This window comes from Burkholderia pyrrocinia (assembly GCF_018417535.1).
GTDB classification, from domain to species: Bacteria; Pseudomonadota; Gammaproteobacteria; order Burkholderiales; family Burkholderiaceae; genus Burkholderia; species Burkholderia pyrrocinia_E.
In genome coordinates this window covers 2,128,406-2,141,623 of sequence record NZ_CP070978.1, presented here as the reverse complement: position 1 = coordinate 2,141,623, position 13,218 = coordinate 2,128,406, and the positions used below count along the sequence as shown (strand labels likewise).

General features: G+C 67.3%; 16 protein-coding genes. 8 read left to right on the top strand and 8 right to left on the bottom strand.

The window, feature by feature from the left end; genetic code table 11:
* Window positions 1-15: 15 nt before the first annotated feature.
* Complete coding sequence (locus JYG32_RS27785) at window positions 16-636, bottom strand: LysE/ArgO family amino acid transporter (RefSeq protein ID WP_213265738.1); 621 nt, start codon at window positions 634-636, stop codon at window positions 16-18.
* Window positions 637-746: 110 nt separating this feature from the next.
* On the opposite strand from JYG32_RS27785, the gene JYG32_RS27780 reads away from it, so the two are divergent.
* Window positions 747-1,640: a LysR family transcriptional regulator ArgP gene (locus tag JYG32_RS27780; RefSeq protein ID WP_174379279.1), complete on the top strand. Its 894-nt coding sequence runs from the start codon at window positions 747-749 to the stop codon at window positions 1,638-1,640.
* 48 nt (window positions 1,641-1,688) lie between these two features.
* On the opposite strand, the gene fnr is transcribed toward JYG32_RS27780, so the two are convergent.
* The 4 genes from fnr to JYG32_RS27760 form a co-directional block, all read right to left on the bottom strand.
* Window positions 1,689-2,435 (bottom strand): fumarate/nitrate reduction transcriptional regulator Fnr, encoded by a 747-nt coding sequence (gene fnr / locus JYG32_RS27775; protein WP_085038217.1) that lies wholly within the window; start codon window positions 2,433-2,435, stop codon window positions 1,689-1,691.
* 103 nt (window positions 2,436-2,538) lie between these two features.
* Window positions 2,539-3,006, bottom strand: coding sequence for a universal stress protein (locus tag JYG32_RS27770; RefSeq protein WP_174379280.1), 468 nt, complete (start codon window positions 3,004-3,006; stop codon window positions 2,539-2,541).
* Between the two features lie 391 nt (window positions 3,007-3,397).
* On the bottom strand, window positions 3,398-3,565 hold the full coding sequence (locus JYG32_RS27765) for a hypothetical protein (RefSeq protein ID WP_174379281.1): 168 nt from the start codon (window positions 3,563-3,565) through the stop codon (window positions 3,398-3,400).
* A gap of 29 nt (window positions 3,566-3,594) precedes the next feature.
* A complete protein-coding gene (locus JYG32_RS27760) occupies window positions 3,595-4,005 on the bottom strand; it encodes a DUF3005 domain-containing protein (protein ID WP_174379282.1) in 411 nt (136 codons plus the stop codon).
* A 279-nt stretch (window positions 4,006-4,284) separates the two neighbouring features.
* On the opposite strand from JYG32_RS27760, the gene JYG32_RS27755 reads away from it, so the two are divergent.
* Together JYG32_RS27755 and epsC are read left to right on the top strand one after the other, a co-directional pair.
* Entirely contained in the window at window positions 4,285-4,518 is a 234-nt protein-coding gene (locus JYG32_RS27755; RefSeq protein WP_059238184.1) for a hypothetical protein, read from the top strand.
* A 127-nt stretch (window positions 4,519-4,645) separates the two neighbouring features.
* Window positions 4,646-5,566 carry a serine O-acetyltransferase EpsC gene (epsC, locus tag JYG32_RS27750; protein ID WP_174379283.1) on the top strand — a complete coding sequence of 307 codons (921 nt, stop codon included), beginning with the start codon at window positions 4,646-4,648 and terminating at the stop codon, window positions 5,564-5,566.
* 29 nt (window positions 5,567-5,595) lie between these two features.
* Here epsC and JYG32_RS27745 read toward each other — a convergent pair whose 3' ends face one another.
* From JYG32_RS27745 to JYG32_RS27735, 3 genes are all read right to left on the bottom strand, one after another.
* A complete protein-coding gene (locus JYG32_RS27745) occupies window positions 5,596-6,399 on the bottom strand; it encodes an SDR family oxidoreductase (RefSeq protein WP_213265737.1) in 804 nt (267 codons plus the stop codon).
* Window positions 6,399-7,028 (bottom strand): GTP cyclohydrolase I FolE, encoded by a 630-nt coding sequence (gene folE, locus JYG32_RS27740; RefSeq protein ID WP_174379285.1) that lies wholly within the window; start codon window positions 7,026-7,028, stop codon window positions 6,399-6,401. Before folE ends, JYG32_RS27745 begins: the two co-directional genes overlap by 1 nt.
* A gap of 86 nt (window positions 7,029-7,114) precedes the next feature.
* Entirely contained in the window at window positions 7,115-8,041 is a 927-nt protein-coding gene (locus JYG32_RS27735; protein WP_174379286.1) for a LysR family transcriptional regulator, read from the bottom strand.
* 165 nt (window positions 8,042-8,206) lie between these two features.
* On the opposite strand from JYG32_RS27735, the gene JYG32_RS27730 reads away from it, so the two are divergent.
* From JYG32_RS27730 to pcaD, 5 genes are all read left to right on the top strand, one after another.
* Complete coding sequence (locus JYG32_RS27730) at window positions 8,207-9,439, top strand: 4-hydroxybenzoate 3-monooxygenase (RefSeq protein ID WP_213265736.1); 1,233 nt, start codon at window positions 8,207-8,209, stop codon at window positions 9,437-9,439.
* A gap of 143 nt (window positions 9,440-9,582) precedes the next feature.
* On the top strand, window positions 9,583-10,299 hold the full coding sequence (locus JYG32_RS27725) for a 3-oxoacid CoA-transferase subunit A (protein WP_047902047.1): 717 nt from the start codon (window positions 9,583-9,585) through the stop codon (window positions 10,297-10,299).
* A gap of 13 nt (window positions 10,300-10,312) precedes the next feature.
* Window positions 10,313-10,969 carry a CoA transferase subunit B gene (locus JYG32_RS27720; RefSeq protein WP_213265735.1) on the top strand — a complete coding sequence of 219 codons (657 nt, stop codon included), beginning with the start codon at window positions 10,313-10,315 and terminating at the stop codon, window positions 10,967-10,969.
* A gap of 88 nt (window positions 10,970-11,057) precedes the next feature.
* Window positions 11,058-12,431: a 3-carboxy-cis,cis-muconate cycloisomerase gene (locus JYG32_RS27715; protein WP_213265734.1), complete on the top strand. Its 1,374-nt coding sequence runs from the start codon at window positions 11,058-11,060 to the stop codon at window positions 12,429-12,431.
* Entirely contained in the window at window positions 12,431-13,216 is a 786-nt protein-coding gene (gene pcaD, locus JYG32_RS27710) for a 3-oxoadipate enol-lactonase (protein ID WP_213265733.1), read from the top strand. Before JYG32_RS27715 ends, pcaD begins: the two co-directional genes overlap by 1 nt.
* The last annotated feature ends 2 nt before the right edge of the window (window positions 13,217-13,218 follow it).

Sequence of the window (13,218 nt, the reverse complement as noted above, 5' to 3'; positions counted from 1 at the left end):
GCGACGCTCCCAATCTCACCGCAGCTGCACCGCCGCGAGAAACAGCACCATGCTGCCGATCGCGCCGTCCAGCACGCGCCACGCGATGGCCTTGCGGAACCACGGCGCGAGCAGTCGCGCACCGTAGCCGAGCCCGAGGAACCACACGACGCTGACCGTCATCGCGCCGATCGCGAACGCGAGCCGCGCGCCTTCCGGCTCGCGCGCGCCGGCCGTGCCGATCAGCAGGAACGTGTCGAGATACACGTGGGGGTTGAGCCACGTGAACGCGAGCGTCATCAGCACGACCGCCATCCCGCTCTGCGGCGGCGGTGCGACCGCGTCGCCGCGCACGTCGAGCGTTGCGTGGCCCGGCTTGAACGCGCGGCGCAGCGCATTGATGCCGAACCACGCGAGATACGCGAGGCCGACGTACAGCACCGCATGGACGAAAGTCGGATAACGCTCGACGAGCACCGATGCGCCGCCGACACCCGCGCCGATCAGGATCATGTCGGACAGCGCGCACAGCAGCACGATCTTGCCGACATGCGCGCGCATGATGCCTTGCCGGAGCACGAACGCGTTTTGCGCGCCGATGGTGACGATGAGCGACGCGCACAGTGCAGCGCCGTGGGAGAAAGTGAGCCAGTTCATGATGGGTGACAGCAGTAGAAGCAGTAGACGGATGAATCGGGTAGCGCTAGTCTGCGGCCAGCATGAGAATAAGAGAAGCTAATTCACCTAATGCGGATTAAGGAAATCTAATGCTCGACTACGCCCTGCTCGATGCGCTCTCGGCGGTGATCCGGTACGGCTCGTTCGAGCGCGCGGCCAAGGAGCTGAACGTCACGCCGTCGGCCGTGTCGCAGCGCGTGAAGCTGCTGGAGGAACGCGTCGGCAGCGTGCTCGTCAAGCGCGGGCAGCCGTGCGTCGCGACGACGTCGGGCGCGCTGCTGTGCCGGCATACCGAGCGCGTGCAACTGCTCGAGGCCGAGCTGGGCGGCCGGATGCCGGCGCTGCCGGGCCAGATCGCGAGCGCATGGCCGATGTTGCGCGTGGCCGTCAACGACGACAGCGTCGCGACGTGGTTCATCGACGCGGTGGGGCCCTTCTGCACGGAGCGCGAGATGCTGCTTGACCTCGTGATCGACGACCAGGACTACACGGCGGCGCGCATTCGCGACGGCAGCGTGCAGGGCGCGGTGACCGCGCAGGCCGAGCCGATCCAGGGATGCCGCTCGACGCGGCTCGGGCGCATCCGTTATCGCGCGGTGTGCTCGCCGGCGTTTTACGAACGCTACTTCGGCGCGGGCATTACCCGCGATGCGCTGCGTCGCGCGCCGTGCGTGATGTTCAATCCGAAGGACGGGCTGCAGGCGCGTTTCATCCGGCGCGTGACGCGCGCGGATCTCGATCCGCCGCAGCACTGGATACCGCACGTCGCGGGCTATTTGCGCGCATGCGAAACGGGGCTGGGATGGGGGATGTGCCCGGACCGGATGGTCGACCGCCAGCTGGCGGCGGGTGAGCTGGTCGACATGTCGCGCGGGCGAACCGTCGATATCGATCTTTACTGGCAGAGCTGGCGCCTGTCGATCGGCTGGCTCGACGATTTCAGCGCGGCGCTGAAGGCGCGCGCCGCGCTGTTTCTCGACTGATCGGTAACGTCACGCGGGCGGCGCGCGAGATGCGCGCGCCGTGCGGGATCAGACGTGATGCAGGCCGTCGAAGTCGACGATCTGCACGTGGCGGCCCTGCATTTCGATCAGGCCGCGCTTCTGGAATTTGGACAGCGTGCGGCTGACCGTTTCGAGCGTCATGCCGAGGTAGCTGCCGATGTCTTCGCGTGTCATCCGCAGGTTGAATTCCGACGGCGAGTAACCGCGCTTCAGGTAACGCGACGATACGTCGAGCAGGAAAGCGGCGACCCGTTCTTCGGCGTTCAGCGAGCCGAGCAGCATCGTTTGCGACGTTTCGCGCACGATCTGTTCGCTCATCAGCTTGTGCATGCGCAATTGCATCGAACCGGCTTCCGAGCACAGCGTCTTGAGCGCGCTGTACGGAATCACGCAGACGGAGCTGTCTTCGAGCGCGACCGCGGTGCGCGGATGCGTGTCGTCGCAGATGCCGTCGAGGCCGAGCGCTTCGCCCGCGAGATGCAGGCCCGTGACCTGTTCGCGGCCGTCATGGCGCGTGGCGACGGTTTTCAGCGAACCCGAGCGCACCGCGTACAGGTTGTCGAATGCGTCCCCTTCGCGGAACAGCGCTTCGCCGCGCTTGACGGGGCGAGCCGCGCAGATGACCGACTCGAGGCGACTGAGCGCTTCGGGCGCCAGGCCCTGCGGCATGCACAGGTGCCGCATTGCGCACGACGAGCAGTGCGCGGCCTGGCGAGGAGCCCAGCTACCGGCATGAGGCGTGGCGGCGGGACGTGTGGCGACGGGCGTCAGCATGATCGTTTACTCCGGCGTTGAATCGACGGAATCATTGTCCCACCGCAAGTTGCCGCTGTCGGGTGACAAAACGTCGCGACCGGCCGCGCATGCCGGACTCCGTTCAGGCGGCTTGTTCGTCCACGTTGGCGGCGGCTGGAATCAGCAGCACGGGCAGCGTCGCGTGCCGCACGCATTGTTCGGCGATGCTGCCGAGTACGAGGCGGCGGAACCCGCGGCGGCCGTGCGTGCCGAGCACGAGCAGATCGGCGCCGAATGCGGTCGCGCCTTCGAGGATCAGCGACGACACATCGATGAGCGACGTCGCTTCGGTCAGCCGCGTCTCGCCTTTCACGCCCGCTGCCTGCATCAGCTTCGTGAAATCCTGCGCGAGTTCGTTGCCTTGCGCGACGAGCTGATTGCGCAGCACGGACGGATCGTAGCCCGGCACGTTGTAGTAGATCGCGGCGTTCTCGACGACGTAGAGCGGTTGCAGCTCGGCGCCGTGCGCTTTCGCGAGCGCCAGCGCCGCGTCGAACGCATGGCGGGACGTGTCGCTGCCGTCGACGGCAACCAGAATACGCTTGTACATAGTGTCTCCGAGTGGCGGGTTGAAACGAAGTCGGCCGGATGGCCGATCAGGCTGGGCAATGCTGCGAGGCAGAGTAAACCAATGGCGGGGACTTTGCAGTGCGGTGCCCGTCGACCCGCGCGGCCGCGACCCTTCTGTCGCTTCAGCGCACGGCCATGCGCGCGGCGCATGCCGCACCGCGCGACGCGTGTCGCGTGGCAAGGTCGCATCCGTCGTCCTGGCGGTTCGCGACAGTCGATCGCATGGCGATGACGGGTGAAGACCACCTCGTCGCCGGGAACGAATGCGCGGGCACCGGAATCGTGCGTTGCATGGGCATACGCATCGCGGCGCGCGCATGCCGCACCGACACAGTGCGACAGCCACGCCGATGAATCGCACGCATCGTCATTCAATCGCAACCGCGCCGTTTCGACATGACTTCGATCAACGCAGGTGCGTCGGTGCGATTCGCGGCATGCATGAAACCGCCGATGCCGATGCGCGGAATCGTTCGCCTGAGCACCCGTCGCGTGCGCCGATCCGCCGGCATCGGTCGTCGACCGATGCCGGTCTGCAAACGAACGATCGATTCAATCGCCGCGCCGGTTACCTCGGCACGGCCGTCAGCTCGATCACGCGCTCCGGCCGCCGTCCGTGGCCGGGCCAGAACGCGCTGCCGTACATCCGGTGGACGGGACCGAACTGCGCGTCGCTCGCGGGCGACGGCGCGGCGAAGCCTTTCTCGATCACCACGTAGCCCGCGCGCAGTGCGAACGCCGGATGGTTGCCGCCAGGGCGGCTGTCGAAACCGGCGATGCCGTCGCCGGCTTCGGGCATCGCGTTGACGAGCGACGCGTTGCTGCCCGTGATCTGGTCGGGCGAGATCGGCCCGCCGCCGGCGATAAGCCACGCCTCGCGGTTCTTGCCGTCGGTGTCGACGGTGCTGTCATGGGTTTCGTCGTTGTCGAGCTCGACGCTGTGCGGATGCAAACGACCTGTTCGACCGGATGATTCCATCGCGGCTCTCCTGACGGCGAAGCGGTCCGGATCGAAGCAAATCCCGTTCCGGGCACGACGGGAAAAAGGCGCGCGGACGATCGCCGCGGTCGCGCGACGCGCACTGATTTGTCATGATTTATTTCAGCTAGAAGACGCGTTTTCTACAGAGTATGATTCTTTTCCTGCGAAGCGGCGACAGGGGATTTGGCCGCGCCGCCTCTGCCCGCGCCGGGGCGCCGCAGCACCCTTAAAGACGGGTAGCGAACAACAAAGCAAGGGACTAGAGGTGGCGGATTCATGCAAGCGACTACTGCCTTCACGCACCGCGGTTATCTGTTGAACTGCGCGCCCGCGCGCGCCAGTGACGGTTCGTTCAAGCCCTATGTCGTGATCTCCCGATCGAGCGACGGGGAACTCGTTGCGAACCGGTTTTTTCCGATCGAGCTCCAGTTCAACGACGAAGGCGACGCGATCGCGCACGCGCGCGACTGGGCCGTGCGCTGGATCGACGCGAGCAGCATCACGATGTGACGCCGCCGCGCGTCGGCCGTCCGGCCGATCCCCGGTGCGCCGCGCCCGGACAAAAACGCGGTAATCTTGTGGAACCCGTCACTTTATTAGCGGCCGTGCGACCGAGCGCGGCCGCCTGCATTGGCCTATGTCGACATCACCCGCCCGTCAGTGGGGCCTCGAAGAAATCGTCACCGGCTTGCGCGAGTCGCGCGAGGAACTCCATCGCACGCGCCATCCGCGCGGCATCCGCGAACTGCCGTCCCGCGATGCGATCTGCAAGATTGTGACCGGCCTGCGTGCGTCGATGTTTCCGACGCATTACGGCGCGCCGGATCTCACCGACGAAAGCGTCGACTACTACGTCGGCCACACGCTCGAAAGCACGCTGCGCATCCTGTCCGAACAGATTCGCCGCGCGCTGCCGTTCCTGCCCGAATATGCGGACACGCCGTTCGCCGAGCTCGACGAGCGCGCGTTCGAGATCGCGCGCGAATTCGGCCGGCAGTTGCCGGCGGTCCGCGCGCTGCTCGTCAGCGACATCCAGGCCGCGTACGCGGGCGATCCGGCCGCGCAGCACATCACCGAAATCCTGCTGTGCTATCCCGGCGTGCTGGCGATGATGCACCATCGGCTCGCACACGCGCTGCACCAGCTCGGCGTGCCGCTGCTCGCACGTTTCATCAATGAAATCGCGCACTCGGCCACCGGCATCGACATCCACCCCGGCGCACGGATCGGCCCGAGCTTCTTCATCGACCACGGCACCGGTGTCGTGATCGGCGAGACGGCGATCATCGGCGAGCGCGTGCGCCTGTACCAGGCCGTCACGCTCGGCGCGAAGAGTTTCCCGGCCGATGGCGAAGGTGCGCTGGTCAAGGGCAACGCACGGCACCCGATCGTCGAGGACGATGTGGTGATTTACGCGGGTGCGACGATTCTCGGCCGCGTGACGATCGGGCGCGGCTCGGTGATCGGCGGCAACGTATGGCTTACGCACAGCGTGCCGCCCGGCACGAGCGTCGCGCAGAGCAAGGCCCGCGAAGGCGGCAGCGCCGACAAGCCGTAACGCGGCGCGCGGCCGCCGCCGCGGGTGCGTCAGTGCTTGCCGGCGGGCGAGCGGTGCTTGTACAGCACGTCCTGGTCGACGCGGATCAGGTTCTGGCCCGCATCGACGACGAAATCCACGCCGTTGTACGCGTTGCCCGTCAGCAGCAGGATCGCGCTCGCGACGTCGTCGGGGCCCGCGATGCGCGCGAGCGGCGTCGATGCGCGGCTCGCATGTTCGAAGTCGGCCTGCGTCTGGTCGTCGCTCGGCAGCATCAGCCCCGGGAACACCGCGTTCACGCGCAGCACCGGCGCGGACGACAGCGCGAGCATCTGCGTGAGATTGCCGAGCGCGGCCTTCGCGACCGTATAGCTGAAATGGTCGCGGTGAAAGTTTTCCTTGATCTTCTGGTCGACCACATTCACGACGACACCCTGCGTGCCGGCTGCGCGGGCCCGTTCGTAGAACGCGCGCGTGAGCAGGATCGGCGCGCGGCAGTTGACGGCCCACGCCTGGTCGAACGCCGCGAGATCGAAGCTCGGGAAATGGTCCTGCCAGAACACCGACGCGTTATTGACGAGCACGTCGAGGCGCCCGAAGCGCGCATACACCTGGTCGATCAGCGCGGTGATCTGCGCGGCATCCGACAGGTCGGCCTGCAGCGCAATCGAATCGTGCCCGCGCTCCGCGATCGCGCGGGCCGCTGCCTGTGCGGCATCGGCCGAACGGTCGTAGTGCACCGCGGTGCGATAGCCGTGCGCGGCGAAATACTCGGCGAACGCACGCCCGGCCCGGCGCGCGGCGCCGGTCACGAGCACGACGGGCGCGTGCGCCGCTTGCTTCGTCGACTCCATCACGTATTCGTCAGGTTGACTGAAGAAGGATTGGCGACGATCGACAGGAATTCGCGCCGCGTCGACGGATCGGTGCGGAACGTGCCGAGCATGCGCGACGTGACCATCTCGACGCCCGGCTTGTGCACGCCGCGCGTCGAGATGCACTGGTGCGCGGCTTCGAGGATCACGCCGACGCCCTTCGGCTGCAGCACGTCGAACAGCGTATCGGCGATCTGCACGGTCATCTTTTCCTGGATCTGCAGGCGCTTCGCGAACGCGTCGACGAGGCGCGCGAGCTTCGAGATGCCGACGACGCGATGGTTCGGCAGATATGCGACATGCGCGCGGCCGATGATCGGCACCATGTGGTGCTCGCAGTAGCTCTCGAAGCGGATGTCCTTCAGCACGATCATCTCGTCGTAGCCGTCGACTTCGCTGAACGTGCGCGCGAGGATGTCGCGCGGCTCCACCGCATAGCCGGCGAAGAACTGTTCGTACGCGCGCACGACGCGCGCGGGCGTGTCGACCAGGCCTTCGCGCGCGGGATCGTCGCCGGCCCAGCGCAATAGCACGCGGACGGCGTCTTCTGCTTCTTTGCGGCTCGGCCGGGATGCGGCCGGCTCGGAACGCGCGGATTTTTTACCCATGTAGTGGCTCCATCGAAGGCCGCCCGAGGCGGCCGGAATCCGGCCATTGTTTCATGCTTTCGCGGGTCGTGTGTGCGGCCCGGCGCTCACTTCGGCCATTCGTCCTGCTCGTCGTTGAACAGCGACGCGACCACGCCGCGCAGCCACGCGGTGCGCGGATCGTTGTGGTATTTGCGATGCCAGTGCTGCTTCAGGTCGAAGCGCGGCAGCGCGAGCGGCGGCTCGACGGGCACGATGAACGCGTGCTCGGCCGCATACGCATAGCCGATCGCATGCGGCACCGTCGCGATCAGGTCGGTGCGGCTCAGGATGAACGGCAGGCTCATGAAGTGCGGCGTCTCGAGCACCGCGCGGCGCTGCATGCGCTGCTTCGCCAGGTACTTCTCGAGCACTTCCTGGCTGCGCCCTTCCGCGCGCACGACCGCGTGCCCGCACGCGAGGAACTGCTCGACCGTGAACGGCGGCGTTTGTTCGAGCGGATGGCCGCGTCGCATCAGGCAGACGAACCGGTGCGTGAACAAGCGCTGCTGGAAGAAGTTGTTGCCGTCGAGGTCGGGGAAGTAGCCGACCGCGAGATCGATCGAGCCGGCTTCGAGCCCGCGTCCGACTTCGTCGTGCGCGAGCGAGACCGAACGCAGGTTCGCGTGCGGCGCGCGCGTCGCGAACGCCTGCAGCAGCTTCGGCAGGAACACGATCTCGCCGACGTCCGACAGCGCGATCGAGAACGTATGCGTGCTCGCGGCCGGGTCGAAGTCGTGCGGCGCGACGAGGCCGCGTTCGATCTGCGCGAGCGCATCGCGTGCGGCCGGCAGCAGCGCGAGTGCGCGCGGCGTCGGCTCCATCCCGCGCGACGTGCGCACGAACAGCGGATCGCCAAAGTACTCGCGCAGCCGGCCGAGCGCCGTGCTCACGCGCGGCTGGCTCACGCCGAGCTGGTCGCCGGCGCGGCTCACGTTGCGCGTGTCGTCGAGCGCGACGAGGTAGGGAATGAGGTTCAGATCGAGCGTATCCATTACCGGGCCAATATCTTCAAAACGTATACAACATATCTCCTGAATCGCGTTGCCGCATAGTCGGGAAAGCGCTCAAATGTCTTCCACGATTCGAATTAATGTTCCGCAAAGCATGGGACCGGAGTAAGCGCTAAAGCGCTAACTCCGGTCGACAGGAGACAAACAATGCGCACTCAAGTTGTAATCATCGGCGCCGGTCCGGCCGGCCTTCTGCTTTCCCATCTGCTGCGCCTGCAAGGCGTCGATTCCATCCTCGTCGAAGCGCGTTCGCGCGAATACTGCGAGAACCGCATCCGCGCCGGCGTGCTGGAGCAGGGCACGGTCGATACGCTGAACGACGCCGGCCTCGGCGACCGGATGCGCCGCGAAGGGCTCGAGCACCACGGCATCGAGCTGCTGTTCTCCGGGCAGCGCCACCGCATCGATCTGTCCGCGCTCACTGGCGGGCGCGCGATCACCGTCTACAGCCAGCATGAAGTCGTGCGCGACCTGATCGCGGCCGGCGTCGAGCATGGCCACCAGATGCACTTCGAAGTCAGCGACGTCGCGCTGCACGACGTCGAAGGCGAGCACCCGTTCGTTACGTTCAAGCACGCGGACGGCCGCGCGGACCGCATCGACTGCGACTACGTCGCCGGCTGCGACGGCTTCCACGGCATCGCGCGCCAGACGATCCCGGCCGAGCGGCTGAACACGTTCGAGCGCGTCTACCCGTTCGCGTGGCTCGGCATCCTCGCCGACGCGGCGCCGTCGCTCGACGAACTCGTCTACGCGCATCACGACAACGGCTTCGCGCTGTTCTCGATGCGCTCGCCGACCGTCACGCGCCTGTACCTGCAGTGCAAGCCCGACGAGGACCTCGCCGAATGGTCCGACGCGCGGATCTGGGACGAACTGCATGCGCGCTTCTCGAACGACACGGGCTGGACGCCGACCGAGGGCCGGATCACGCAGAAGAGCGTGACGCCGATGCGCAGCTTCGTGTCGGAGACGATGCAGCACGGCCGGCTGTTCCTCGCCGGCGACGCCGCGCACATCGTGCCGCCGACCGGCGCGAAGGGGATGAACCTCGCGGTGGCCGACGTCCGCGCGCTGTCCCGCGCGCTCGGTGCGCGCTACCGGACGGGCGATGCGACGCTGCTCGACACGTATTCGGCGACCTGCCTCGAACGCGTGTGGCGCGCCGAGCACTTCTCGTACTTCATGACGAACATGCTGCACTCGTCGCCGGAGGATTCGCCGTTCGTCAATCGCCTGAAGTTTGCCGAGCTGAAATACGTGACGCGCTCGCGGGCCGCCGCGCAGTCGCTGGCCGAAAACTACGTCGGGCTGCCGTTCGACGATGCGGCGACCCCCGAGGCAACCCGCCTTGACAACGCGCTGTGCACGACTCTATGATCGGCCCATCGTTCGCTAATCGAATCTAGGTTCGAATAGCGAACAAATGCCGGGCTCGAGATCGGCCCCGGCGCGGCACGCGGCACGCGCGTGTCCCCTCGACAGGCCGCGCATCGTGCCGCGGGTTCGTATCAGGAAGAGACATGGTCAACAAGATTTTCGAATCGCTTCAGTCGGCGGTTGCCGACGTCCACGATGGCGCGACAATCATGATCGGCGGCTTCGGCACGGCCGGCATGCCGTCCGAGCTGATCGACGCGCTGATCGAGCAGGGCGCGCGCGACCTGACGATCGTCAACAACAACGCAGGCAACGGCGAGACGGGCCTGGCGGCGCTGCTCAAGGCGAAACAGGTGCGCAAGATCATCTGCTCGTTCCCGCGCCAGAGCGACTCGCAGGTGTTCGACGGGCTGTACCGCGCAGGCGAGATCGAGCTGGAGCTCGTGCCGCAGGGCAACCTCGCGGAGCGCATCCGCGCGGCGGGCGCCGGCATCGGCGGCTTCTTCACGCCGACGGGCTTTGGCACCAAGCTCGCGGAAGGCAAGGAAACGCGCGTGATCGACGGCAAGCAGTATGTGTTCGAAACGCCGATCCACGCCGATTTCGCGTTCGTGAAGGCGTACAAGGGCGATCGCTGGGGCAATCTCGTGTATCGCAAGACCGCGCGCAACTTCGGGCCGATCATGGCCAGCGCCGCGAAGGTCGCGATCGTGCAGGTGTCGGAAGTCGTGCCGCTCGGCGCGCTGAACCCGGAACACATCGTGACGCCGGGCATTTTCGTTCAGCGCATCGTCGAGGTGCCGCAGGCCGCTCATGCGGCCGAGCTGGCCGCCGAACACGCTGCATCGCAAGCCGCTTGAGGGAGATATCCAGATGAAACGACTGACCCGCGATGAAATGGCCAAGCGCGTCGCCCAGGACATCCCCGAAGGCGCGTACGTGAACCTCGGCATCGGCGTGCCGACGCTGGTGGCGAACCACCTCGACCCGAGCAAGGAAATCTTCCTGCACAGCGAGAACGGCCTGCTCGGCATGGGCCCCGCGCCCGCGCCCGGCGAGGAAGACGACGAACTGATCAACGCCGGCAAGCAGCACGTGACGCTGCTCACGGGCGGCGCGTATTTCCACCACTCGGATTCGTTCGCGATGATGCGCGGCGGCCACCTCGACTACTGCGTGCTCGGCGCGTTCCAGGTGTCCGCGAACGGCGACCTCGCGAACTGGCATACGGGCGCGCCCGATGCGATCCCGGCCGTCGGCGGCGCGATGGATCTCGCGATCGGCGCGAAGCAGGTGTTCGTGATGATGGAGCACCTGACGAAGCAGGGCGAAAGCAAGATCGTCGCGCAGTGTTCGTATCCGGTCACCGGCGTGCAATGCGTGAGCCGCATCTATACGGATCTCGCCGTGCTCGAAGTGACGGCCGACGGCCTTGCGGTGAGCGAGATCTTCACCGACCTGTCGTTCGACGAGCTGCAGAAGCTGACCGGCGTGCCGCTGATCGACGCGACGCAAAAGGCCGCCGCCTGAACCGGAAGCGTGCCGGCGCGCGCGGTCGAGCGCACGCCGGCACGCTTGGGTGGACAATAGGCGCACGCCGTTTCCCCAATCTGATGCCATGCTCGAAGACAGCGCCCGCCTGACCTCCCTCATCTGCGGCACCGAGCCGCTCAACCGGATCTGGTCGCCGCGCGCGACGATCCAGCGGATGCTCGACGTCGAGGCCGCGCTCGCTCGCGCGCTTGCCGCGCAGCAGGTGATTCCCGCCGCCGCGGTCGCGCCGATCGAACGTGCGTGCGATGCCGGCCGGCTCGACGCCGACGCGCTCGCGCATGGCGCGGCGCTCGGCGGCAATCTCGCGATTCCGCTCGTCAAGCAGCTCACCGCACAAGTGAAGGCCGACGACCCCGAGGCCGCGAAGTTCGTGCACTGGGGCGCGACGAGCCAGGACATCATCGATACCGCTACCGTGCTGCAGCTGCGCGACACGCTCGACGTGCTCGAGCCGCTGCTCGACGAAACGTGCGCATCGCTCGCGGCGCTCGCGCGCACGCATCGCGCGACGCCGATGATCGGCCGCACCTGGCTGCAGCAGGCACTGCCGATCACGCTCGGCCTGAAATTCGCCCAATGGCTCGATGCGCTGCTGCGCCATCGCGCGCGCTTTGCCGAATTGCGCGAGCGCGCACTGGTGCTGCAGTTCGGCGGCGCGGCCGGCACGCTCGCGAGCCTGCGCGAGCACGCGCGTGGCGTGACAGCCGCGCTCGCGGCCGAGCTGCAGCTCGCGGCGCCGGCCGTGCCGTGGCATACGCAGCGCGACCGCATCGCGGAAGCCGCGTCTTGCTTCGGCATGCTGACGGGCACGCTCGGCAAGATCGCACGCGACGTGTCGCTGCAGATGCAGACCGAAATCGGCGAACTCGGCGAGCCGGCCGCCGCCGGCAAGGGCGGCTCGTCGACGATGCCGCACAAGCGCAACCCGGTCGGCTGCGCGGCCGTGCTGACCGCCGCCGTCCGCGCGCCGAACCTCGTCGCGACCGTATTCGCGGGGATGGTCCAGGAGCACGAGCGCGCACTCGGCGGCTGGCAGGCCGAATGGGATGCGCTGCCCGACCTCGCGCGGCTGACGGGCGGCGCGCTCGCGCAGATCGCGCAGATCGTCGCGGGCCTCGACGTCAACACCGAACGCCTTGCCGCGAACCTCGACCTGACGCACGGGCTGATTCTCGGCGAAGCCGTGATGCTCGCGCTCGGCGACCGGATCGGCCGGCTCGATGCGCACCACGTCGTTGAGCATGCATCGAAGGAAGCGGTGCGCACCGGCGCGACGCTGTTCGACGTGCTCGCCGCCGATGCGACCGTGTCGGCCCACCTGTCGCGCGACGCGCTCGCGCGGCTGCTCGATCCCGCACATTACGTCGGCGAGGCGCAGGCCTATGTCGACGCCGTGCTCGCGCTGCATGCGGGCACGACCCAACCAGGAGAACATTGATGCCTTTCGCCACTGTCAACGGCGTGAAACTGCATTACCGGATCGACCGTGCCGCGCGCGACGACGCGCCGTGGCTCGTCTTCTCGAACTCGCTCGGCGCCGACCTGCAGATGTGGGCGCCGCAGATCCGTCCGCTCACGCAGCACGTCAACATCCTGCGCTACGACACGCGCGGCCACGGCCATTCCGATGCGCCGGCCGGTTCGTACACGATCGACCAGCTCGCCGGCGACGTGATCGGCCTGCTCGACCACGTCGGCATCGCGCGCGCGCATTTCTGCGGGATCTCGATGGGCGGGCTGACGGGCGCCGCGCTGGCCGCGCGTTACCCGTCGCGCATCGTTCGCGCGGTGCTGTCGAACACCGCCGCGAAGATCGGCTCGCCGGAAGTGTGGGTGCCGCGTGCGCAGAAGGCGCGCGCCGAAGGGATGGCCGCGCTCGCCGACGCCGTGCTGCCGCGCTGGTTCACCGACGCGTTCGTCGAACGCGAGCCGCGCCTGTTCGACGCGATCCGCGACACCTTCGTGCATACCGACAAGGACGGCTATGCGGCGAACTGCGACGCGCTGAACGCGGCCGACCTGCGCGAAGAGGTGAAGGGCATCGCGCTGCCGGTGCTCGTCGTGACCGGCGCGAAAGACATGTCGACGCCGCCCGACCAGGGTCGTGCACTTGCCGCGGCGATTCCCGGTGCGCTCCACGTCGAATTCGACGCCGCGCATATTTCGAACATCGAGTGCACCGGCGGCTTCAACCGCGCGCTGCTCGATTTCCTGACCGCGTGAGG